19 protein-coding genes and 3 tRNA genes are annotated in these 24,897 nt (G+C 31.3%); 14 read left to right on the top strand and 8 right to left on the bottom strand.

What is annotated here, in order from left to right; all coding sequences use genetic code 11:
• Positions 1-23 precede the first annotated feature (23 nt).
• From UEQ13_RS05390 to pruA, 5 genes are all read left to right on the top strand, one after another.
• Positions 24-413, top strand: coding sequence for a GxxExxY protein (locus UEQ13_RS05390; protein ID WP_329805344.1), 390 nt, complete (start codon positions 24-26; stop codon positions 411-413).
• Positions 414-471: 58 nt separating this feature from the next.
• Complete coding sequence (locus tag UEQ13_RS05385) at positions 472-1,242, top strand: methyltransferase domain-containing protein (protein WP_329805343.1); 771 nt, start codon at positions 472-474, stop codon at positions 1,240-1,242.
• 48 nt (positions 1,243-1,290) lie between these two features.
• On the top strand, positions 1,291-2,532 hold the full coding sequence (locus UEQ13_RS05380; protein ID WP_329805342.1) for a type IX secretion system plug protein: 1,242 nt from the start codon (positions 1,291-1,293) through the stop codon (positions 2,530-2,532).
• Between the two features lie 51 nt (positions 2,533-2,583).
• Positions 2,584-2,970 carry a Co2+/Mg2+ efflux protein ApaG gene (gene apaG, locus UEQ13_RS05375; protein ID WP_329805341.1) on the top strand — a complete coding sequence of 129 codons (387 nt, stop codon included), beginning with the start codon at positions 2,584-2,586 and terminating at the stop codon, positions 2,968-2,970.
• A 125-nt stretch (positions 2,971-3,095) separates the two neighbouring features.
• Positions 3,096-4,721, top strand: coding sequence for an L-glutamate gamma-semialdehyde dehydrogenase (pruA, locus tag UEQ13_RS05370; RefSeq protein ID WP_329805340.1), 1,626 nt, complete (start codon positions 3,096-3,098; stop codon positions 4,719-4,721).
• Positions 4,722-4,796: 75 nt separating this feature from the next.
• Here pruA and UEQ13_RS05365 read toward each other — a convergent pair whose 3' ends face one another.
• Together UEQ13_RS05365 and sppA are read right to left on the bottom strand one after the other, a co-directional pair.
• Positions 4,797-7,376 (bottom strand): AsmA-like C-terminal region-containing protein, encoded by a 2,580-nt coding sequence (locus UEQ13_RS05365; RefSeq protein ID WP_329805339.1) that lies wholly within the window; start codon positions 7,374-7,376, stop codon positions 4,797-4,799.
• Positions 7,377-7,498: 122 nt separating this feature from the next.
• A complete protein-coding gene (gene sppA / locus UEQ13_RS05360) occupies positions 7,499-9,271 on the bottom strand; it encodes a signal peptide peptidase SppA (protein ID WP_329805338.1) in 1,773 nt (590 codons plus the stop codon).
• A 113-nt stretch (positions 9,272-9,384) separates the two neighbouring features.
• Here sppA and folK point away from each other — a divergent pair, with 113 nt between their 5' ends.
• Entirely contained in the window at positions 9,385-10,521 is a 1,137-nt protein-coding gene (folK, locus tag UEQ13_RS05355; protein WP_329805337.1) for a 2-amino-4-hydroxy-6-hydroxymethyldihydropteridine diphosphokinase, read from the top strand.
• A gap of 99 nt (positions 10,522-10,620) precedes the next feature.
• Here folK and UEQ13_RS05350 read toward each other — a convergent pair whose 3' ends face one another.
• A complete protein-coding gene (locus UEQ13_RS05350; protein WP_329805336.1) occupies positions 10,621-11,148 on the bottom strand; it encodes an RNA methyltransferase in 528 nt (175 codons plus the stop codon).
• A 236-nt stretch (positions 11,149-11,384) separates the two neighbouring features.
• Here UEQ13_RS05350 and mutS point away from each other — a divergent pair, with 236 nt between their 5' ends.
• The 5 genes from mutS to UEQ13_RS05325 all read left to right on the top strand — a co-directional run bounded on the left by mutS (position 11,385) and on the right by UEQ13_RS05325 (position 14,899).
• Positions 11,385-13,952 (top strand): DNA mismatch repair protein MutS, encoded by a 2,568-nt coding sequence (mutS, locus tag UEQ13_RS05345; protein WP_329805550.1) that lies wholly within the window; start codon positions 11,385-11,387, stop codon positions 13,950-13,952.
• Between the two features lie 154 nt (positions 13,953-14,106).
• Positions 14,107-14,179, top strand: a tRNA-Gly gene (locus UEQ13_RS05340).
• 16 nt (positions 14,180-14,195) lie between these two features.
• Positions 14,196-14,281 (top strand) — tRNA-Leu (locus UEQ13_RS05335).
• A 54-nt stretch (positions 14,282-14,335) separates the two neighbouring features.
• Positions 14,336-14,421, top strand: a tRNA-Leu gene (locus tag UEQ13_RS05330).
• Between the two features lie 112 nt (positions 14,422-14,533).
• Positions 14,534-14,899 carry a DUF1508 domain-containing protein gene (locus UEQ13_RS05325; RefSeq protein WP_166125692.1) on the top strand — a complete coding sequence of 122 codons (366 nt, stop codon included), beginning with the start codon at positions 14,534-14,536 and terminating at the stop codon, positions 14,897-14,899.
• A 168-nt stretch (positions 14,900-15,067) separates the two neighbouring features.
• On the opposite strand, the gene UEQ13_RS05320 is transcribed toward UEQ13_RS05325, so the two are convergent.
• The 5 genes from UEQ13_RS05320 to UEQ13_RS05300 all read right to left on the bottom strand — a co-directional run bounded on the left by UEQ13_RS05320 (position 15,068) and on the right by UEQ13_RS05300 (position 20,067).
• The gene (locus tag UEQ13_RS05320) at positions 15,068-15,286 is read right to left on the bottom strand and encodes a hypothetical protein (protein ID WP_329805335.1); all 219 of its coding nucleotides are present in this window, start codon (positions 15,284-15,286) and stop codon (positions 15,068-15,070) included.
• A 138-nt stretch (positions 15,287-15,424) separates the two neighbouring features.
• Positions 15,425-17,587, bottom strand: a complete 2,163-nt coding sequence (locus UEQ13_RS05315) for a S46 family peptidase (RefSeq protein WP_329805334.1) — start codon at positions 17,585-17,587, stop codon at positions 15,425-15,427.
• A 31-nt stretch (positions 17,588-17,618) separates the two neighbouring features.
• Entirely contained in the window at positions 17,619-18,062 is a 444-nt protein-coding gene (locus tag UEQ13_RS05310) for a GNAT family N-acetyltransferase (protein WP_329805333.1), read from the bottom strand.
• Complete coding sequence (locus UEQ13_RS05305) at positions 18,059-18,826, bottom strand: hypothetical protein (protein WP_329805332.1); 768 nt, start codon at positions 18,824-18,826, stop codon at positions 18,059-18,061. Before UEQ13_RS05305 ends, UEQ13_RS05310 begins: the two co-directional genes overlap by 4 nt.
• Positions 18,823-20,067 carry a 3-deoxy-D-manno-octulosonic acid transferase gene (locus UEQ13_RS05300; RefSeq protein WP_329805331.1) on the bottom strand — a complete coding sequence of 415 codons (1,245 nt, stop codon included), beginning with the start codon at positions 20,065-20,067 and terminating at the stop codon, positions 18,823-18,825. The genes UEQ13_RS05305 and UEQ13_RS05300 overlap by 4 nt, the downstream gene beginning before the upstream one ends.
• A gap of 270 nt (positions 20,068-20,337) precedes the next feature.
• Between UEQ13_RS05300 and UEQ13_RS05295 the strand changes: the two genes are divergently transcribed.
• From UEQ13_RS05295 to galE, 3 genes are read left to right on the top strand one after another with little or no spacing between them, the layout of a single operon-like run.
• Positions 20,338-21,465, top strand: a complete 1,128-nt coding sequence (locus UEQ13_RS05295; RefSeq protein ID WP_329805330.1) for a DegT/DnrJ/EryC1/StrS family aminotransferase — start codon at positions 20,338-20,340, stop codon at positions 21,463-21,465.
• Positions 21,458-23,851, top strand: coding sequence for a T9SS type A sorting domain-containing protein (locus UEQ13_RS05290; protein WP_329805329.1), 2,394 nt, complete (start codon positions 21,458-21,460; stop codon positions 23,849-23,851). The genes UEQ13_RS05295 and UEQ13_RS05290 overlap by 8 nt, the downstream gene beginning before the upstream one ends.
• Positions 23,851-24,864, top strand: a complete 1,014-nt coding sequence (gene galE, locus UEQ13_RS05285; RefSeq protein ID WP_329805328.1) for a UDP-glucose 4-epimerase GalE — start codon at positions 23,851-23,853, stop codon at positions 24,862-24,864. Before UEQ13_RS05290 ends, galE begins: the two co-directional genes overlap by 1 nt.
• Positions 24,865-24,897: the final 33 nt, after the last annotated feature.

The following is a 24,897-nucleotide window of genomic DNA, read 5'->3' as shown; positions in this document are numbered from 1 at the left end:
CAGAGATACACAAAGAAATAAATATGACTGAGTTAAGTGAAGATTTAAATGACTTATCTTATAAAATAATAGGTTGCGCAATAGAGGTTCACAAAATTCTTGGACCTGGCTTGTTAGAATCAGCTTATCAAAAATGTTTAATATTTGAGCTTGAAAAAGCTGGGCTTTTTGTAAAAAAAGAAGTTTCTTTACCAATTCTTTATAAAGATATTGAATTAGATCACGGCTATAGAATTGACTTACTAATAAATAATAAAATTGTAATTGAATTAAAGACAGTCGAAGCATTTACAGATGTTCATACAGCTCAAGTTTTGACATATTTAAAATTAGGTAAATTTCCGTTAGGGCTTTTAATTAATTTTCATTCTAAAATTTTAAAGAATAATATAAAACGATTTATAAACACATAAAAACAAAATTTCGCGAATCTCTGCGATTTCTCTGCGAAACTCTGTGTAACAAAATACTATGAAGAAAATTTTCAAATTTATACTAAATACAATCCCACGTCCTATATTAATTAGATTGAGTATTGTGGCACGACCAATTATTGCTTTTTTATTAAAAGGAAATAAATTCACGGATCCAATAGATGGAAATAGTTTCCGAATGTTTTTACCTTACGGATATGGAACACAAAGAAACAACGTACTATCACCAAGCACTTTATCTTTAGAAAGACACCGTTTATTATGGTTGTATCTTCAAGAAAAAACGAACTTTTTTACTTCAACAGAAAAAATAAAAGTCTTGCATTTTGCTCCGGAACAAGAGTTTTACAAACGTTTTAAAAAACAAGCGAATTTAGAGTACACAACAACAGATTTATTGTCGCCTTTAGCAGATGTAAAAGCAGATATTTGTAATTTACCTTTTCAGGATAATTCATACGATATGATTTTGTGTAACCACGTTTTAGAACACATTCCAGATGATACAAAAGCGATGCAAGAATTATACAGAGTTATGAAACCTGGCGGAATGGGGATTTTCCAAATTCCACAAGATTTAAAAAGAGACGTTACTTTTTCAGATGATTCTATTACAGATCAGAAAGAACGAGCTAAAATTTTCGGACAATATGATCACGTTCGTGTGTATGGAAGAGATTATTTTGATAAACTGAGAAGCATCGGTTTCCGTGTAGAAGAAGTAGATTATACCAATACGATTCCAGCTGATTTAGTAGAAAAATATTGTTTAGCCAAAGGAGAAATTATTCCTGTAGTTTATAAATAGTAATTTTTGGCATAGTTTTTATATCTTTATAAATTGAAACTATAATTTATGAAGCAGTTATTCCAAATCTTTACATTATTACTTACTACAATTGCTTTTTCTCAAGAAAAAGAAGTCGTTCCACCCTACAACATTAAAACGATTACGTTTTCACAAAATGTAAATAACACCATTCCTTTTTTCAGATTAGGTGAAAATTTCGATTTGCAATTTGACGATTTATATGGTAACGAAGCCGATTATTATTATACGATAGAACAATATAATTACGATTGGACACCAAGTCAATTACTTAAAAACGAGTATTTAAACGGCTTAGACAATCAGCGAATTCAAAATTATCAGAACTCATTAAATTGTTTACAGATTTATTCGCATTACACTTTAAGTTTTCCAAATAAGTTCAATCAGATTATTAAAAGTGGAAACTACATGGTAAAAATATACGATGAAGACCAAGAAATTGTTTTCTCCAAAAAATTTATTATTTACGAAGATAATACGACTGTAGGCATAACCATCAGACGTTCTCGTGATATGGAAACCATCAATCAGAAACAAAATATTGAGTTTTTTATCGATTATAAAGACAAACCGTTACAAAACCCAAAGGAAAACATTAAAGTTTCTATTTTTCAAAATGGTAAATTTAACAATGCCATTCATAACATTAAACCGCAATATACTATTGGTACTCAAATGATTTACCGATACAATAAAGAAACACAGTTTTGGGCCGGAAATGAGTTTTTAAATTTCGAAAATAAAAATATTCGTGGCGCTTCTAATTCTGTTTTTAAAGTAACAACTGGCGATATTTACAATTCGTATTTATATACTAACGAAGCTCGTAAAAATAAAATTTACACCTATTTTCCAGATATTAACGGAAACTTTTTTGTCAACAATTTAAATACGACTCAAAATGCCATTGAAGCTGATTATTCATGGATTTATTTTAGTTTACTTTCCGATGTAAATCCGCTAGAAAAATCGGTTTATGTAACTGGAATGTTTAACAATTATCAACTTTCCGATGAATTTAAAATGGAATACAATTCCAACACAAAAACATTCGAAAAACCAATATTATTAAAACAAGGATTTGTAAATTACCAATATACTTTAGTCGATAAAAACGGTAAAATTGACGAACAAAATGCAGTAGATGGAAATTTCTATCAAACCGAAAACGACTATATAGTTCTAGTATATTATAAAGGTGGCGCAGAACGTTACGATAGAATTATTGGTATAGGAAGAGCTAATAGCACGGAGATAAAAAATTAACATTTAGTTATATTTATTTTTCAGTAACTTTGATTTAACTAAAAACACAATATGGTTACTCAAATCACCAGCGGTATAAAAATTTCGGTCGCAACACATTTCGAAGGCAATTATTATAAAGATCACTCCATTCTTTATGCTTTTTCGTATGAAATAACTATTGAAAATTTAAGTTCTGATATTGTACAACTACAAGCGCGTCATTGGGAAATTTTCGATTCATTAAATTTTACTGAAATGGTCGATGGCGAAGGTGTGGTTGGTCAAACGCCAATCATTATTCCTGGCGACAAATATGTGTATTCTTCTGGCTGCATGTTACATTCTACCATTGGTGCAATGAATGGTTATTATACGATGCTAAACTTCACCACTTCTGAAACCTTTGAAGTTCAAATTCCAACTTTTAAATTGAATGTTCCTTTTGCGATAAATTAAACTAAATCCAAACTTTAGTCGCCAATAATTTATTTCCAAATTCAATTTATCCTTTGTACTTTTGTATTGGTTTTTAGCAAATTGCTTATCACCTAAAATACGTCTAACAAATAACAAACTAAATAATGTTAAAAGGATTTTTTAATATACCAAAAGCGGTAAACGAGCCAGTTAAGGGTTACGCACCCAATTCTCCAGAAAAAACAAGAGTTTTAGAAGCTTACAAAGCGATGTGGAATTCGAAAATTGATGTGCCTTTATATATTGGTTCTGAAGAAATTTTCACAGGAAACACTAAAAATATGTCGGCGCCACATGATCACCAACACGTTGTTGGAACGTATCATTTAGCTGAAAAATCGCATGTAGAAAAAGCCATTGCTAATGCATTAGAAAGCAGAACAAAATGGGCTAACATGGCTTGGGAACAACGTGCAGCTATCTTTTTAAAAGCCGCTGAATTAATCGCTGGACCGTACAGAGCAAAAATAAATGCTGCAACTATGATTGCGCAATCAAAAACAATTCACCAAGCGGAAATTGATGCTTCTTGTGAATTAATTGACTTCTTACGTTTCAACGTAGAATTCATGACACAAATTTACGCAGACCAACCAGCATCCAACTCAGACATGTGGAACAGAGTAGAATACAGACCTTTAGAAGGTTTTGTTTACGCGGTTACACCTTTCAACTTTACGGCAATTGCAGCTAATTTACCTGCGAGCGCGGCATTAATGGGTAACGTTGTGGTTTGGAAACCAAGTGATAGTCAAGTATTTTCTGCAAAAATTATTATTGATGTTTTCAAAGAAGCTGGAGTTCCAGATGGTGTAATTAATGTTGTTTTTGGTGATCCAGTTATGATTACGGATACGGTTTTAGCTTCACCAGATTTTGCTGGAATTCACTATACTGGCTCAACATTTATCTTCAAAGAAATTTGGAAAAAAATCGGAGAAAACATTCACAATTACAAAACATACCCAAGAATCGTTGGAGAAACTGGTGGAAAAGATTTCATTATCGCACATCCATCGGCAAATGTAAAACAAGTAACTACAGCAATTACGCGTGGTGCTTTTGAATTCCAAGGTCAGAAATGTTCTGCCGCTTCAAGAGCTTATATTCCACAATCTATGTGGCCAGCAGTTAAAGAGCAATTGATTACAGATGTGAATTCTATGAAAATGGGTTCGCCAGAAGATTTTTCAAACTTTATTACTGCGGTTATTCACGAAGGTTCATTTAATAAATTAGCTAGTTTTATTGACCAAGCTAAAAAAGATGCTGATGCAGAAATTATTATTGGTGGAAATTACGATAAATCTAAAGGATATTTTATTGAGCCAACAGTTATCGTAACTACAAACCCGAAATATGCTACAATGGAAACAGAACTTTTCGGACCAGTAATTACAATTTATGTATATGAAGATGCGAAATGGGCTGAAACATTAACTTTAGTGGATCAAACTTCTGAATACGCTTTAACTGGTGCCGTTTTAAGTACATGTCGTTACGCTATTGAAGAAGCAACTGTAGCTTTACAAAACGCTGCTGGAAACTTCTATATCAACGACAAACCGACTGGTGCTGTTGTAGGAATGCAACCATTTGGAGGAGCAAGAGCTTCAGGAACAAATGACAAAGCTGGTTCTGCACAAAACTTATTACGTTGGGTTTCTCCAAGAACAATTAAAGAAACTTTCGTTACACCAGAACATTATAGCTATCCGTTTTTAGGATAAACAAACCTGACAGGTTTAATGCATAAAAAAATGCCAAGTGAGAACTTGGCATTTTTTGTTATTTGTTGAATTATTTTATTCCTTTTTCTTCTTACCAAACAACCCTTTTAAACCATCTTTAATAGCGCCACCAACTTGTTCTTTTGGTGTGGTTGTAGTTTTTGTAGAGTCTGTTGGTTTTTTTCCTCCTAAAATATTTGACAAGGCTCCAGTACCTTGTTGTACTAATTTGTCTTTTTGCATTTTCACTAATTGTGATGCTAAGTTTTTGGTTGCACTTTGTAAATCAGTTGTGATTTTTGGCGATTTGAAACTACCATTCATTAACGCATTTACAGGAATATTTTCCAGTTTTTTTGCATCAGCTGGTGTTAATTTTGCAATTAAATTATTCACATCTTTACCTAAATATTTAGCTGGAACATCAAATTTTAAGTCGTAATTCATATTCTGATCAAAACCATGAGAACCTGCAATTTGAACCGAAATATCTTTATGTTTTAAAGTAAATGGTTTTACAGAAACCTTACCTTTATCAAATGACAAGGCTGCTTTCACATCTTTTAAATTTATATCTTTCAAATCTAAAAACGTAGCTTTACTGCTTAACTCTGTTAATAAAGTCGATTTACTTTTATTTAATGAACCTTGCAAAATAGTTCCTAATAAATCCCCAGAAATACTTTTGATATCCGGCATCATAGCTTGTGTTAAATTCCCATTCAACTTAATTGTAGAATTCATTTTACCGCTAATAACATCTGCAATTGGAGTGATTGTTTTCAATGTATTTAACATCGAAAAAGTTTGACTAATATCTACAGAAGACAATCCTAAATCCATATCGAAAGTTGGAACCTTATTTTTTGTTGAAACCAAACCATTTAAACCAATTTTTCCGCCAAAAACATCCATAGTTAAACCTTTCAAATTTACCGCTTGGTCACGAATGATTAACGTTCCAGCGACATTTTTAAGATTTAAATTGTCGTAAATAACTGTTGTTGCTTTCGCATTTAAAGTACAATCTAAGAAACTTGGAATTTTTACTTGTTCTGTTGTTTTCTTCCCTTCATCATTCGTTGTTGTAGTTGGCGCCATAAAATCGGAAACCGCAAAAAGAGAAGAATTTAAGTTGAAATTTCCTTTTAAGATTTGATTTTTAAACAAAAATCCGTAGAAATTTTCTAAACTTCCAGAAACATTAATATCCGATTTACCAGTTTTAGCTTGCAATTTATTCAAGTTAATTTTGGTTGAATTAAATGACACATCGGCAACGGCTACACTTACTGGTTTTGCCATTTCTGGACCAGCATAATTGAAACCTGTTAAATTAATATTTCCTGAATTTTTAATGTTTTGATATTGACTCGTTTCTACCGATTTCATATCGAAAGCTGCTTTTACATCTGCTCTTAAAATTCCATTTAATGGTTTTTCTAATTTAACTGGATACGCTTTTGAAACATTCGCCAAATTAATTACACCTTTTAAAGCGGCATCAATATTTGGGTTTTCAGTCAGGTTTTTAATATGAGCACTCGCATTAAAAACATCTTGGTCAATAGCGAAAGATAACTTATCTAAATCTACGAAAGTATCGTTCATTAAACCCGTTTCGTTTACGATATGCGTGTCAATTGAAATGTTTTTTACCGATTTCGGTAAGTCTTTATATTTGAAAGATGCGTTATTAGACAACATTTCAATATTAAAAGTTGGAACTGTTGTATCTGTTAAATCACCTTTTACTTTTCCTTTTACTTCAAATTTTCCTGTCGTTTCTACATCTGCTAAACTTCCAGCATATGCAGCAGGAATTAAACCTAAAAAGTTTTTAAAATCTGATGATGGTGTATTGAAAGACAGATCGTACACTTGGCCTTTTTCCACCATTTGAATAAATCCATTGAAATTTAAAGGCAATTGATTGATTAACGCTTTATTTTCTTTGAACGTGTATTTACTGTTTTTTAAATCGATTCCTAAAACAGCATCTAATGAAATTTTTACGTTACGCATAAAATTACTTTTATCCATATCGAAAGTTAAATTGGCCGTTGTTTTGGTATCTAGATCTAAAACATCTTGTTCAAAATTACCAGTTCCTTCATGGTTGATACTGTCTAAAACCATTTTCATTTTAGAAGCTTCATCTTTATAAGTGAATCTTAAATTTTCCACTTCATAATTCTGAATGCTTAACGCGAATGGCTTTTCTTCTTTTGCAGATTCTTTTTCGTCTTTCTTTAAAGCGATATCATAATTACCAATTCCATCTTTATTGAAAAGGATATTTAATTTTGTATTTTCTGTACTGATAGATTCAATCTTCATCGGCTCATCTTCACCGTTGAACAATTCCATCATACTCATTTTTAAGTTGATTTTATCGGAATATACTAACGTATCACCAGCAAAAGGCGCGTTGTTAATTACACTCATTTTGTCAAGTGTTACATTCGCTTTCGGAAAACTTTTAAATAAATTTAAACTTACATCTTCTAATGCAACCTTAGCGTTTACACTTTCATTAATCGTTGTTAAAATCTTTGCTTTAATTTTATCTTTAAACAAAAAAGGCACAGCAGCTAAAACAATTACAAGTAAAAGCACTGAAATTCCCGACCATTTTAAAACTTTTTTCAACATAAGACTGATTTTTTGAAGATTTTTTTAATAGACTACAAAGTTAATACCAAAGTATAAATTTTAACTAAATTATTGTTAAAAAAAACGCCAAACTTGTAAGAATGGCGTCTTTTTTATTTGTATTACAAACTCAAATCGAAAGGCATAAGCATTTGCACTCCTTTTCTATTTTGCATTACTTTTAATTTTTTAAGCAAATTATAATTTTCTTCCCCTAATTCTTCTTTCATCATTGTTTCTTTAGATTTGTAGATACTCGCACCTGCTAATCCTTCTAAAAACTCATTGAAATTTTTCTTGTATTCTGGGTAATTTTCAGTTCTGTAGCTTTTTGTTTTTCCTAAACCTGCAGCATGAGTAATGGCAGCGTCTAAATTTCCTAATTTATCAACTAAACCATTTTTAATTGCGTCAGAACCTGTCCAAACTCTACCTTGTGCAATCGCGTCAACTTGGTCGAAAGTCATTTTTCTTCCTACTGCTACTCTATTCACAAATGTTTTATAAATTTGATCCACACCTTCCAAAGCTAGTGTTTTGTATTCTTCAGAAATAGGTTCGAAAACACTATAACCAATGGCGTTTTTATGCGTTTGAACTTGTTCTGCATTTACTCCATATTTAGTAGCAAATCCGTGCGCATTAGGCAACATTCCGAACACACCAATTGAACCTGTAATAGTTGTTGGTTCAGCAAAAATGGTATTCGCATTACAAGCTATATAATAACCACCAGAAGCGGCTAAATTACCCATTGAAACGACAACTGGTTTTACTTTTTTAGTCAATTCAATTTCTCTCCAAATTAATTCAGAAACCAAAGCACTTCCACCTGGACTATCTACACGAAGTACGATAGCTTTCACATCTTCATCTTCTCTCGCTTCTTTTAGTGAACGATTAATAGAACCTTCACCAATATAATCTACATCACCTTCACCACCATTAATTTGACCTTGTGCATAAATCACAGCAATGATATCATCTTTTGTGTAATCCTCTGATTTTTCTGAAGCATTATTTACATAATCAGTAATAGAAATTGACTCAACATCTTCGTCTTTTTCAACTTTTAATTTTGATTTCAACATGTCATTGAATTCATCTTCATAAGCCACTTTATCCACCAATTTTTGTTGTAAAGCCATTTGCGGAGTTCTTGCTAATAAACCATCAGCAATTGTATTTAATTGTGCTACAGAAATATTTCTGTTTTTAGCAATATCTGTTACTATGGTTTTCCATACTGATTGTAATAAAACCGTAACTTGTTCTCTATTTTCTGGACTAATTTCTTGCGCTAAATAAGGTTCCACCGCACTTTTAAATTTTCCGTGACGGATAATTTCCATCTTTAAACCCGTTTGATCTTGGAAATTTTTAAAGAATAACATTTCTGTTCCTAAACCTTTAAAATCAACTTCTCCAGCTGGATTTAAATATACTTTATCTGCAATAGAACTGATATAATATTCTTTTTGAGAAAAAATATTCGCATACGCATAAACAAACTTTTTCGATTTTTTAAAATCTTCTAATTTGTCTCTTAATTCTTTACTTTGTGCTAATCCTAAACCAGATTGGTTGTTAACTATCGTAATTCCTTTAATTTTATCATCTGTTTTTGCGGCATCAATCGCTTTTAAAACTTCAATAAAACCTACTTTATCTTTCGACATCATTAAAGAACTGAACGGACTATCCGATTCATATTTCCCTGCATAATCGAAATTAATTTTCGCTAAATCTAGCTGAATAACCGAATTATCTTTCAATTTTACTTTATCCTCTCCACTTCCTAATAATGCTCCAAGTCCAATCAATAAGAAAAAACTAAGCAACATAAATAAAAATATTCCTACAACAGTAGCAAATACACTCTTAAAAAAATTCATAATTATCATTTTATATACTGATAAGTAGCCTTTTGAACGAATTTGTTACATGTTCATAAAAAAATATTTTTTGTAAAGTATAAGTCTAAAATTGTTTGTTAATTTGTTGGCAGATGAAGACACAAAATACAATTACACTTTCTTTAGGCACAAACATGGGGCACAAATTGGAAAATTTGATAACCTGTATTGATGCTATTCACCATACTATTGCTACCATAATTCAGGTTTCAAAAGTATATGAAACACCTGCTTGGGGTTTTGAAGGTGAAGCTTTTTATAATTGTGTAGTTACGATTCATACGCACAAATCCGCGCCAAAAATATTGAGTCAGATTTTAAAATTAGAAAAAGAATTAGGTCGAATTAGAAGCCATTCTGAAAATTACGAATCGAGAAAAATTGATATTGATATTATTTCTTTTAACGATGAAAGTATTGAAACGGAAAATCTAACTATTCCACATATTCATTTACACAACAGAAAATTTGTTTTGTTTCCTTTACGAGATGTGGCTCCAAAATGGAATCATCCAAAATTAAACAAATCTGTTTCTGAACTAATTATTTCTTGTGAAGACACTTCTGAAATTACAGAAATCGGACACTTAAAAAACCCGATAGAAAATTTAGATTTCCAACAACTGAATTATATCGCCATTGAAGGAAATATTGGCGCTGGAAAAACCACTTTAGCAACAAAAATAGCTGAAGATTGTAATGCTAAAACCGTTTTAGAACGTTTTGCAGATAATCCGTTTTTACCTAAATTTTATAAAGACCAAAGTCGATATGCGTTTCCTTTAGAAATGTCTTTTTTAGCAGATCGCTACCAACAATTATCGGATGATTTGGCGCAATTTGATTTATTTAAAGATTTTGTAGTAGCCGATTATCATATTTTTAAATCGATCATTTTCGCAAAAGTTACGTTACAAGAAGATGAATTTCGTTTATACAAAACCATGTTTGACATCATGTACAAAGACATGCCGAAACCTGATTTATACGTGTATTTGTATCAAAACACCGAGCGTTTATTAGCGAATATCAAAAAACGTGGCAGAACCTACGAACAAGAAATTCCGGCAGAATATTTAGAAAAAATCAATCGTGGTTATTTAGATTATATCAAATCTCAAACCGATTTAAACGTATTAATTATTGATATTTCCGATTTAGATTTCGTTAAAAAACAACAAGATTATGTTTTTATATTGAATGAGATTCACAAGAAAATAGAAAATTAGTACTTGAATTGTCAAACTGAACTTATTTCAGTTTCTAAAAATCAGATTAGATGCTGAATCAAGTTCAGCATGACAAAAAAATCTGTAAAATCTGTGTACCTATTTCAATTTCTGAAACAAATCCCAAATAACAATTCCAGCACTCACAGAAATATTCAAGGAATGTTTGCTGCCTAATTGTGGAATTTCAATCACACCATCCGATAAATTAATCGCTTCTTGAGAAACACCTTTGACTTCGTTACCAAAAATTAAAGCATATTTAGTTTCTGGTTCTGGTTGAAAATCATCTAACATAATGGCATTTTCCGTTTGTTCGATTGAATAAATTTTTACGTTTTCCGCTTTCAATTTTTCTACAACTTCTAAAACTTCTTTCGCGTATTCCCAAGTCACGGTTTCCGTTGCTCCTAAAGCTGTTTTATGAATTTCCTTATTTGGCGGAACAGCCGTAATACCACATAAATAGATTTTTTCAATCAAAAACGCATCTGAAGTTCTAAAAACAGAACCTATATTATGCAAACTTCTAATATCGTCTAACACAATAATAATAGGTGTTTTTTTTGCATCTGCAAATTCTTCTTTACTTATACGATTTAATTCTGCGTTGGCTAATTTTCTCATGCTGCAAAAGTAAGATAAATATGTAAATATTTTAAAACGAAGATTTAAGAAATTTCTATAATTTTTAAAATTTCTCCAATCTGTGTTCCCAACTTTTTTAACTTAAAATTGAATTTTGACATTGTAATTGGTATTGAATTTTGAAATTACTAACTTCGCCAGCACTAAAATTTTACATTGTGGCTAAAAAATCAGCATCCGAAATCAAAGAATCGACTCCAAAAGTATCGCCGTTAATGCAGCAATATAATACCATTAAGGCGAAATATCCTGATGCGTGTTTATTGTTTCGAGTAGGAGATTTTTACGAAACTTTCGGGGAAGATGCCATTCGTGCTTCCAGAATTTTAGGCATTACTTTAACCAAACGTGGTAATGGAAGTGAAAGCGAAACTGCTTTGGCAGGATTTCCACATCATTCTATCAATACGTATTTACCAAAATTAGTCAAAGCTGGACTTCGAGTAGCCATTTGCGATCAATTAGAAGATCCGAAAATGACAAAAACTATTGTCAAACGCGGTGTTACCGAATTAGTGACTCCTGGAGTTTCTTTTAACGATGACATTTTACAATCGAAATCGAATAACTTTTTAGCGGCTGTATTTTTAGGTAAAAAAACCAACGGAATTACGTTTTTAGATGTTTCAACTGGTGAATTTTTAACCGCCGAAGGAAACGAAGAATATATTGATAAGTTGTTGCAAAATTTCAGACCAAGTGAAGTTTTGGTTTCGAAACAACAAAAAGCCGATTTCAAACAGCATTTTGGAGAAGATTTTCATGTTTTCTATTTGGAAGATTGGATTTACAAAGAAGATTATGCTTTTGAAAGTCTAACCAAACATTTTCAAACTAATTCGTTAAAAGGTTATGGAATTGATGATTTCAATGAAGCGGTAATTTCTTCTGGTGCGATTTTATATTATTTATCAGAAACACAACATAATAAAATTCAACACATTACCAACATTCAACGTATTGCAGAAGATGCTTATGTTTGGATGGACCGATTCACGATTCGTAACTTAGAATTATATCACAGCTACAATCCGAATGCGGTGACTTTAATCGATGTGATTGACAAAACGCTTTCACCAATGGGTTCGCGTTTATTGAAACGTTGGTTGGCTTTGCCTTTGAAAGATATCAATAAAATTAAAGGTCGTCATGAAGTGGTGGCTTATTTAAAGGAAAATTCGGAAGAATTAAACCAAATTCAATATCAAATTAAACAAATCTCCGATTTGGAACGTTTGATTTCGAAAGTCGCGACTGGGAAAGTTTCTCCAAGAGAAGTCATTCATTTAAAAGATTCTTTAGATGCGATTATTCCAATTAAAACATTGGCTTTACAATCTAAAAACGAAGCTCTAAAAACCATTGGTGATAGTTTACATGCTTGCGAATTGTTACGAGAAAAAATTGGTTCGACCTTAAATCCGGATGCTCCAGTCGCAATAAACAAAGGAAATGCAATTGCAGTTGGCGTGAATGCAGAATTGGATGATTTAAGAACTATTTCTTCTACTGGAAAAGGATTTCTGGCGGAAATGGAAAAACGTGAAAGTGAAAACACAGGGATTCCATCGTTGAAAATATCATTCAATAATGTTTTCGGATATTATATTGAAATTCGAAACACACATAAAGACAAAGTTCCAACGGAATGGATTAGAAAGCAGACTTTAGTCAACGCGGAAAGATATATTACAGAAGAATTAAAAGAATACGAATCGAAAATTTTAGGAGCAGAAGATAAAATTTCGCAACTAGAAAGCATGTTGTACGAACAATTGGTAAACTGGATGGCAACTTATATCAAACCGGTTCAATTAAATGCCAATTTAATAGCACAAATCGATTGCTTGCAAAGTTTTGCACAAATGGCCATCGAAAATAAATATGTACAACCCGAAATTGATGACACTTTCGATTTAGAGATAAAAGAAGGCCGACACCCAGTTATTGAAAAACAATTACCAGTTGGAACTCCATATATTTCTAACGATGTTTTTTTAGATAGAGAAACCCAACAATTAATTATGATTACTGGTCCAAACATGTCTGGTAAATCGGCGATTTTGCGACAAACGGCTTTAATTGTATTATTAGCGCAAATGGGAAGTTTTGTTCCTGCTGAAAATGTAAGAATGGGCGTTGTAGATAAAATTTTCACTCGAGTTGGTGCTAGTGATAACATTTCTATGGGTGAATCGACATTTATGGTAGAAATGAACGAAACAGCTTCGATTTTGAATAATATTTCTGATAGAAGTTTAGTGTTGTTAGATGAAATTGGAAGAGGAACCTCAACCTACGACGGAATTTCAATCGCTTGGGCTATTGCCGAATATTTACACGAGCATCCGAGTAAAGCCAAAACGCTTTTCGCGACACATTACCATGAATTAAATGAAATGGAAGCTATTTTTAATAGAGTTCAGAATTTTAATGTTTCGGTAAAAGAATTAAAAGACACCGTTTTATTCATTAGAAAATTAGTCAAAGGCGGAAGTGAGCATAGTTTTGGTATTCACGTAGCGAAAATGGCTGGAATGCCACAATTGGTAATTCAAAAAGCAGAAAAAATATTAAAAAAGTTAGAAAAAGACCATTCTGGAGAAGCTTTAAACGGAATTAAGGCCGAAAAAGATGAGATGCAATTGAGTTTTTTCAATTTAGATGATCCTTTATTGGAAGATATTAAGCAAGAAATTATGAATATTGACATCAATACTTTGACTCCAGTGGAAGCTTTGATGAAATTAAATGAAATTAAAAGAATGATTAGCAAAAAATAATTTGTGATAACATTTTCAATTTCAAAAGATTAAAGAAAAGGTTAAAAAAAGATTATATTTTTTTTTAAAAAAAGCACTTGTGATAATAAAAATATATTCTATATTTGCACTCGCAATAAGAAACTATTGCAAATGTTCATACAAATAAAGAAACGCGAAAATAGCTCAGCTGGTAGAGCGCGACCTTGCCAAGGTCGAGGTCGCGGGTTCGAGCCCCGTTTTTCGCTCTATAAATAAAATTTTGCTTGAGTGGTGGAATTGGTAGACACGCTGGACTTAAAATCCAGTGAGCAGTAATGCTCGTGCGGGTTCAAGTCCCGCCTTGAGTACTAATACTTTCTAAGGAAAGTACATCAAAATTTTAAATATATTACCAATAAGTTGCTTGAGTGGTGGAATTGGTAGACACGCTGGACTTAAAATCCAGTGGGTAGTAATGCCCGTGCGGGTTCAAGTCCCGCCTTGAGTACTAAAAGCTTCAAACTTTGTTTGGAGCTTTTTTTGTTTATATATGTACGAGATCTTCTTCTCAAAATTTCGCAATTAAAATACTATATTGCATCAAAATACAATCACAACAAATGGCAACTTTTGTAATTAGCAAAAAACTTAGCGGACATTACAAATACGAATTAAATACTCGTAGAGGAAAAACTATTTTTATTAGCAACGCTTTTGAATTGCGTTTTGAATGCGAAGATGAAATTGAATTACTTAAGAAATCCATTGACAAATTGTTTTTTATGCGTTTTCGCTCACCAGCAGGGAAATTTTACTTTAAAATCCTTTTAAATGACAAGGAATTAGCCGTTAGCCGAAAATACTCTACACAATTAATGTTAGAAAAAGGAATAACCGAAATTTTAAAGTATGGCGCTAAAGCCGAATATTTAGATTTCTCTAAATCTGAAGATATTTTTCCGCCAGCAGAAGATGTTTTTGGATAACTGAGAGTTGTTTCACAAAGACACACAAAGTCTCGCAAAGATTCACAAAACTTTTATTTCAAACCGATCAAAGAAATGACAAGTTTGCGCTTTCTTTCGTTGAGTTTAGAGCAAAAAAAATCCCGATTTACATCGGGATTGATTTCTTTTCGAAAAGAAGGTCAAATATTATTTTTTAACTTCTTCTTTAACTTCTTCAACTTTAGCAGCAGCAGAATCAACTACAGTAGCAGCAGAATCAACAACAGCAGCAGCAGAATCAACTACAGCAGCAGCAGAATCAACTACAGCAGCAGTAGAATCAGCGTTTACAGCCTCATCAGCTTTTTTGTTACAAGAAACTAATACTGCAGCAACGAATGCAATGCTTAAAACAACTTTTTTCATCTTAATTTTATTATAAAGGTTAATTATTTATGGAGCAAAGATATAAAAAAATTTAAATGACAAATACTTTTTTGACTTTTTTTTAAATTATTTTTTCTTTGTTGTCCGGATTGCAATTTACAACTACCGTGCCAAACTTTATTTTTTTGCTTTTTTAGGCGTATTTGGCTGATTATAAATGATTTTCATTTCATCAATTAAGTTTTTTGCACCAGCAAATTTATCAATGATAAATAAAATATAGCGTGAATCAACCATAATATTCCTACAAATATCTGGAGAATAATACACATCACTCATCGTGCCTTCCCACACTCTATCAAAGTTTAAACCTATCAGATTTCCGTTAGCATCTAAAGCCGGACTTCCAGAGTTTCCACCAGTAGTATGATTCGTCGCAATGAAAGCTACTGGCATCTTACCGTTTTCAGCATATTTACCATAATCTTTCGCATTGTATAGATCAATTAACTTTTGTGGAACATCAAACTCATAATCACCAGGAACGTATTTTTCCATTACACCATCTAAATAAGTAAACGGCGTATAAACTACTGCATCACTTGGTTTGTAACCTTTCACTTTTCCGTAAGTAACACGTAAAGTAGAATTCGCATCAGGGAAAATTCTAGCTGATTTCGGACTTAATTCTAAAATCGCTTTCATATACGTACGTTGTGTAGCAATATTTTTTAAGTTGATTTCATCATATTTTGGTGCTACATTTTTATTATAAGCTTCTGCAATTGTTTTCACAAAAGCAAAACCTTTATCTTGATTTAATTTTTCTAAAACTGTTTTTGTATCGCCAGATAACAATTCTTTTAATCCATTATACGACGTTAGTTTTGAAGATTTAAAAATATCAGTAGCAACTTGAGTCGCATTGATTCCTTTTAAATTGCTTGGTAAAAATTGTTGTGGCGATTTTTTACTGTAAATATCAATTAGTTTTTCGAACACTTTTTCATCTACTTGCGCATTGAAATCTTTATACAAAGGTTCAAAACTCTCCATTAAATTCTTTTTTCTATCATTGAAAGCTTGTTCTCCTTTTGAATTATAAACTTGCTCCAATTGAAACAACCTGTACCCAAAAGATAAAATTTCTGTATTTCTTAAAACCACTTCTGTATAATAATCTCTTGCAATAGCATATTCTTTAATTTCAGCATAGTTTTTAGCAAAATCGGATAATAAATTTCCATACTCTACTTGTTTTCCAGCATTGGTAATTTTAGTCGTTAGATCTTTTTCGAATTTTTGCTTTGCTCCTACTGCATTCGCTTTTATTAAACCTTTGCGTTCTCCAATCCATTTTTTCCAATAATTAGCTACACCAGCATATTTTGAAGCGTATTGAATTTTAATCGCTTGATCTTTTCTCATGAAACCATCTTGTACTTTCAAAGCCGCATCACGCACTTCAATTCGAGCAGGATTTAAATCGTTGACCATTTGTTCTACAGCATAAGAAGGTAAATATTCTGTAGTTCTTCCAGGATAACCTAAAACCATTGTAAAATCATTTTCCTTAATTCCTTTTGCAGAAACTGTGAAAAAGTGTTTAGGCGTATAAGGCACATTATCTTTCGAATATTCAGCAGGACGGTTGTTTTTATCCGCATAAACTCTAAACAAAGAAAAATCTCCTGTGTGACGAGGCCAAACCCAGTTGTCTGTATCTGAACCAAATTTTCCAATTGAACTTGGTGGCGCTCCAACCAAACGAATGTCTTTAAAGTTTTCAGTTACGAATAATAAATACTGATTTCCATCGTAAAAAGAACGTACTAAAATATCTTGCCAAGCTTCTTTTTTAAACGTTTTAGAAATTTCCGCAATGTTTTGTTGAATTTTCTTTTGTTTATCTGCTTCAGTTAACGCTTCTGTTCCTGCTAAAATTGCAGTTGTAACATCATTAATACTTACAATAAAAGTCACTACCACACCTGGGTTTGGTAATTCTTCTTCCATTTTATAAGCCCAAAACCCGTTAGCTAAATAATCGTGTTCTACCGTTGAGTGACTTTGAATATTATCATAACCACAGTGGTGATTAGTCAATAACAATCCTTTTGAAGAAATCATTTCCGCTGTACAACCACCATCAAATTGAGGAACAGCATCTTTTAATGACGATGTATTAATCGAATAAATTTGTTCTGCTGTAAGTTTGGAACCTAAAGCTTTCATTTCGTTTTCATTCATCCCTTTTAATAAAGATGGAATCCACATTCCGCCTTGTTGGGCATTGACTTGAACGATAAATAGTAGTAAAAATAATTTTAAAAATTTCATGTGTAAATATTTATTGTTATTAGATGAGCAATTATAATTTATATTTTAATATTTTTCGATTATGAACTTCAAAATCGTGGGCAAGATACAATTTTTGTGCATTTTCATTATGTTGTTCTACTTCCAAGTAGAGCATTTTAACATTTAATTGTGAACTTTCTTGTTGAATAAACTGAACTGCTAGCTTTCCGAATCCTTTTCCTTGATATTCCTTTTTAATATATAATTCGTCTAAAAAAGCCAATATTCCTTTGTATTCGAAGCTAAAAATAAATGTTAGAATAACATAACCAATTACTTCTTCACCTTTATAAATCAGCCATGCTTTTCCTAAATTAGGATTTGCAATAAAGGTTTCGAAAAGTTGTTTCGATTCCTCAATATGAATAGGATAATTATCAATGGCATAAAAATCCTGCATCATAGAAACGATGGAATCAATTTGACTTTTTTGTAAATTTTGAAAAGTTATCATTTTGATTTTAGTTTGAAATAAGTATGATTTAACATCTCGTTATTTTCTTCAATCACAAAACCTAAAAATTTCATTTCTTCCAAACATTTTTCCACAGAAGAAACCTCAACATTGATATCATACAAATTTTCATCATCACTGTTTTCAACTAAAAATATCTTGCTTGGAAAGAAACCATTTAAAGCATTTATAAATTGTTTGATTTTGCCTGAAAAATACAAGCGATTTTCTTGCTGATCAAAAACATTTTTATAATCTCTTTCGAAAGATTTAATTAATAAAGAATTTATAATTGAAACATTATAAGTCTTAAAGTTTTCAAGTTTTGATACTTTTTCCAACTTCAATTTATTGAGAAGTTTTTTTTCAAAAATGATTCTTTCTTGATTATCTAGCAGATTTCCTTTATAAAAAACATACAACAAATCATCTTTGATTTTTTCATCAATACTAGTATGAAGAAAATCATAACCTAATGATTGTAAAATACCTTTCAAATAGATATAATTCCCATAAGAATATTTCTTATTTATTCTGAAAAAATAAGACCCAAGATTTACATTAGTTTTATCTAAATCGAAAGCTTCTTTTATTGAAGAATCATTAGCAATTGAATCATATTTTAAAAGCAAACTATCGCGAACTCGATTCATTTTTTTAGCTAATTCTTTTCCTTTTAATTTATTATCAATAACAATTTTACTTTCTTGTGAAAAAGAAAATTGCATACTAAAAACACATAATAAAACTAGAAACCTCATCATAAAACCGATTTTAAAATACTATTTGTCGCGCCTTTATTCATTTGAACAAAAGTGCTACAAATATGACCTTTTTCGTAACGTTCGTCTTCATTTTGAAGTAATAAATCGAACGCTTCATTTAATTCCGATTGGTTTTTTACAGAAATACAACCTTCTAAACCAACCAAAGCAGTAGCTTCTGCAAAATGCGAATAATTTGGACCAATTACTATTGAAATTCCGAAAGTCGCGGGTTCTAAAATATTATGTACGCCTGGATTTCCATAACCTCCACCAACATAAGCAATATCAGCATAACTGTAGATTTTGGTTAAAATTCCGATGGTGTCGATAATGAATACGTTGTATTCACGTAAGGACAAGTCGCGACTTGTCCGTTCATTATATTCCGAAAATAAAATTGCTTTTTTTGTAATGGATTGTTGCAAATTCTGAATTTGTTCCGATTTGATATTATGCGGCGCAATAATAAACTTCACATTATCCGCCGATTGATTAATGAAATTCACCAATAACTCTTCATCCTTCGGCCAGCTGCTTCCTATTACAATTGTGGTTTGGTTATTTTTAAATTGTTCGATAAAATCTAAAGTATTGTCTTTTTCTAAAATCGCCACTACTCTATCAAAACGCGTATCGCCAGAAACTTTTACATTCGTAAAACCAATAGATTGCAATAAAATTTTCGATTTTTCATTCTGTACAAAAAAGTAATCGAAAGTTCGCAAAGCTTTTTTGTAAAATCCGCCATACCATTTAAAAAAGACTTGTTTTTCTCGGAAAATTCCTGAAATTAAATAAGTAGAAATATTTCTTTGTTTTAATTCGCACAAATAATTAGGCCAAAATTCGTACTTGATAAAAAATACTTTTTCTGGATGAACTACATCTAAAAATTGCTTCGCATTGGCTTTTGAATCTAAAGGTAAATATACTGTAGCATCAGCAATTGCATTATTTTTTCGAACCTCATAACCTGAAGGCGAAAAAAAGGTAACTACAATTTTATGATGTGGAAATTGTTCTTTTACTTTTTCAATCACAGGCAAACCTTGTTCGTATTCACCTAAAGATGCAGCGTGAAACCAAAAGACTTTATCTTCTGGATGAATTTTATCTTTTAAAGTTGAAAAAACCGATTTTCTACCTTCTACAAATAATTTCATTTTCGGACTAAAAAGAGCCAAAAGTTTCAAAATTTGAGTAGCTAAAAGAATATTTAAATTATATATTTGGTACATATTTTATTTTTACATAATAAAAATACAAATGTTTAATTAAATAATGACTTAATGAAACCATTTCATAAAAAACTTTTATTTTTCTTTATAGGATTTACAGTATATTCTATAATTTCAAGTTATTTTTTGTTTGAAAACGAATCTATTTTAAAAATTTTATTTAGATCTTTTTTAAGTTCTTTATTAGCTTGTTTGATAATTTATTTTTTACAAAGAAAAAAGCAATCTTCGAATGATAATTAGTAATTTTGCGAACAGAAAATTTGAGATATGAAAAAATTACAAATGGTTGACTTAAAAAGTCAATACGAAAAAATAAAAGAAGAAGTTAATGCTTCTATTCAAGACGTTTTAGAAAACAATACTTATATAAATGGACCTTTAGTTCACCAGTTTCAAGCTGATTTAGAAACTTATTTAGGTGCCAAACATGTTATTCCTTGTGCTAACGGAACGGATGCGCTTCAAATTGCGATGATGGGATTAGGTTTACAGCCAGGAGATGAAGTGATTACTGCCGATTTCACATTCGCAGCAACAGTTGAAGTAATTGCTTTATTGCAATTGACACCCGTTTTAGTGGATGTTGATATGAATAATATGAACATTTCTTTAGACGGAATTAGAAAAGCGATTACTCCAAAAACAAAAGCGATTGTTCCAGTACATTTATTTGGTCGTGCGGCGAATATGGATGCGATTATGGAAATTGCCAATGAACATAATTTATATGTAATTGAAGATAACGCTCAAGCCATTGGTGCAGATTATACGAATAAAGACGGCGTTAAAAAGAAAGTTGGGACTATTGGACATGTTGCAGCAACTTCATTTTTTCCATCTAAAAACTTAGGTTGTTATGGTGATGGTGGAGCTATTTATACGAATGATGACGATTTAGCTCATATTATTAGAGGAATTGTAAATCACGGAATGTACGAAAGATATCATCATGATGTAGTTGGAGTAAATTCACGTTTAGACAGTATTCAAGCTGGCGTTTTAAAAGCAAAATTACCACATTTAGATAGCTATAACAGAGCTCGACAAGATGCGGCAAGAAAATATACTTTAGCATTAGGTGTAAATCCAAACATTGTGGCGCCAACCATTTGTGAAAATTGTGATTGTCACGTATTTCATCAATATGTAATCAGAATTACGAATGGAAAACGTGATGCTTTATTAGCACATTTACAAGAAAAAGGAATTCCATGTGCGATTTATTACCCAATTCCATTACATAGTCAGAAAGCCTATGCGGATGTTCGTTACAAAGAAGAAGATTTTCCAGTAACCAATCAATTGTGTAAAGAAGTAATTGCGTTGCCAATGCATACGGAATTAGACGACGAACAAATTAAATTTATTACCGAAAACATCTTAAATTATGTTTAAAAAGTCACTTGGATTAGTATTAATTCTTTTTACTTATTCTGTTTTTTCACAAACTCAAAATATAGCATCTATAAGTGTTGGCGGAGGTAGTTATACCTTACCTCCAATTAGTGCTCAATCTGAATTTTCTAAATCGCAAACAATATATTATCCAGATCAATTAAAATTTACCGGAACTATAAATTCAATAAGATACTTTAAGGCATTTGGTACTCAAAGTATGGCTAATTCTAACAATTGGAAAGTAAAAATTGGATTAACAAATAAACAAGCGTTTTCAAATGGGGATAATTTTGTTGACACTAGTACTTTTACTGAGGTTTTTAGTGGTGTTTTAACATTAGACACTTCCTATAACATTAATATTATTTTTAACACACCATTTTATTATGATGGATTAAGTAATATATTAATAGAAGTTGAAGAAACAAGTCCTGGATTAACATCAAGTGGCTCTACTGGATTTCAAGGATCAGAAGATTTTGCAAATCCACCAAAAAGAACAATGGTTCAAATGTGGGGAACTAGCTCAGCTACATCTACAGTTTATGAAAATTCTTATCCAGAAACGGAGTTTTTTGGTAACTTACAACAATGTATGGCTCCTGGTGGAAATATAAGTAATATAACAGAAAATTCAGCAACACTTAACTTTAGTAACAATGCCAATATTACAGGATATAATTACATTATTTATCCTGAAAACACTCCAGAACCAATAAATTACACTTTCACAACTCAAGCTACTACAAATTTAACAAATTTATTAGCTGCTCAGAAATATTACATAAAAGCTTCAACTAATTGCACAAATCCACCAGGATTAATATATAGTGTTTCAAATTTCACAACTTTGCAACAAACAATTTCTGTACCTCATACAATAACTTTTGAAGGAGATTTTTCAAGAGATTATCTTTTAAGTTCTGGATATTTAGCAAACGCAATAGTTCAACCTAACATTGGAAACAACAATAGCAATGGACTTAAATTTATGGGAAGCACTGGATCAACAACTCCGTGGGATTCAAATAATGTTTGGGTAAATAACACAGAATTTATTAGCCGAATTTCTTTAAAAATAAATTTAACAAACAATCCTGCCAACCCTATTCTTACTTTTGATTTAAAACAGAAATTAGACACCTCTATGAGGATTTTAGTTGATGGATTTGTATTACCATATACTTATAATGCAGTAAATGTTAACGACACTGATTTCAGAAAAATAACAATAGATTTAAGTCAATTCAACGGAAGAACAATTACTTTTAACATTGAGCATTTAAGTTTGTATTCTGGAGCAACTGATATTCGTGTTGGCTATATAGACAATATTGAATTAAAATCAGGAGTTTGCTATTTAACAAAAAATGAAATTAATGTAACTCCAACTCAAAATTCATTAACTTTAGATTACACAGATGCAAATTCTAATTTTGATTTTGCAATTATTCCTTACAACAGTTCTTTAGCCGACAGACAATGGACAAGTATTAGCTTACCTTATACAATTACAAATCTAACTGCAGCAAAAGCGTATAAAATATATCTAAGAAAAAAATGCAATACAGAAGACAGTAATTTTATTGAATTAACACCTTCTATAAATCCCGAAACAATAAATACCTTACCTTTCGTTGTATACAATCAAAATTCAACTTTAAATAGCTACATTTCTCCTAATTACAGAAATAGCAGTTCCTATGTCATATTTAATTCACCAACAAGTATTGCCATGTTACAAAAACATGGTAGTGATTTATGGGTTGGAGGAACTTCACCAACTGAAAGTCAAGCATGGATAGACAATAGTAATTTTATTTTTTCAAACAAAATGATTGTCAATGCAACTAATTTTACTTCATTAATATTAAACATTAATTTAAAATTAGCAAGATTAGGAACAAATTCATCTTGGTTTAGAGTATTAGTAAATGGTAATCAAGTTGGCTCAAGTTATACTGCAACTACAGTTAATTCTGATCCTTTTCAATTAAGAAGTTTTGATTTATCTTCCTATGTTGGTAATATATTAACAATTGAATTACAACATAGTGGAAAAGATACTGGCTTTTCAAGCGGAGGTGTAAACGACGCTGCATATATTAAAAAAATTGACTTCACTGGCGTTTTAGAAAATGAAACATTTGAAATGGATAACTTAAAAATATATCCAAATCCATTTACAAATTACATTAAAATTGAAGGTTTAGAAAATGAATTTGATATAAGTTTATTTTCAATAGATGGAAAAGAAATTATGAAAGTTTCTAAATTAAATTCTTCTCAAAATATCGACCTAAGTAAATTGGAAACAGGAATTTATAATATGAAAATCAAAACAACTGATTCAATTATAAATAAAACAATTATAAAAAAATAATGAAAATACTAGTAACAGGAGGTTTAGGTTTTATTGGTTCGCATACCGTAGTAGAATTACAAAATGAAGGATTTGAAGTAATTGCCATAGATAATTTATCAAATTCTTCCCTTGAAGTTTTAGATGGAATTGAGCGCATTACTGGCAAAAAACCAATTTTCGAAAACATTGATTTACGAAATAAAGCTGCTGTTCAAAGTTTCTTTGCAACACATTCGGATATTTCTGGTGTGATTCATTTCGCAGCAAGTAAAGCAGTTGGGGAAAGTGTTGAAAATCCGTTATTATATTACGAAAACAACATTAACGCGTTGGTCTATGTATTGCAAGAAATCACTAAATTAGAAAAGGCTAATTTTATTTTTAGTTCATCTTGTACAGTTTACGGTCAAGCCGAAGTGATGCCGATTACAGAAAACGCTTCTGTACAACCAGCTATGTCGCCTTACGGAAATACGAAACAAATTGGTGAAGAAATCATTACTGATGTAGCAAAAGTAACGAATATGAATTCCATACTTTTACGATATTTCAATCCAATTGGCGCACATGAATCGGCTGAAATTGGCGAATTACCGTTGGGAGTTCCTCAAAATTTAGTACCGTTTATTACGCAAACTGCTTTTGGTTTACGAAAAGAACTTTCTGTTTACGGAGATGATTATCCAACACCAGATGGAACTGCGATTCGTGATTATATTCACGTGGTTGATTTAGCAAAAGCACATGTAATTGCTATGCAACGTTTATTGAATAAAAAAAATATCAACAAAGTTGAAACTTTCAATTTAGGAACAGGAACAGGAAGTTCGGTTTTAGAAGTAATTAACTCTTTTGAAAAAGTTTCTGGACAAAAATTAAATTATAAAATTGTGGGAAGACGTGAAGGCGACATTACTGAAGCTTACGCGAACACCGACAAAGCCAACAACGTTTTAGGTTGGAAAGCCGCTTTAAGTTTAGACGAAAGTTTAGCTAGTGCTTGGAAATGGGAACAGAAGATTAGGAATTAGTTCTCAGTCTCAGTTTTCAGTTTTCAAAAAAAA

The sequence above is a fragment of the Flavobacterium facile genome (assembly GCF_036321945.1).
Taxonomy (GTDB): Bacteria; Bacteroidota; Bacteroidia; order Flavobacteriales; family Flavobacteriaceae; genus Flavobacterium; species Flavobacterium facile.
Note: the sequence above shows the minus strand (reverse complement) of the source record. Positions and strands in the feature narration are given on the sequence as shown.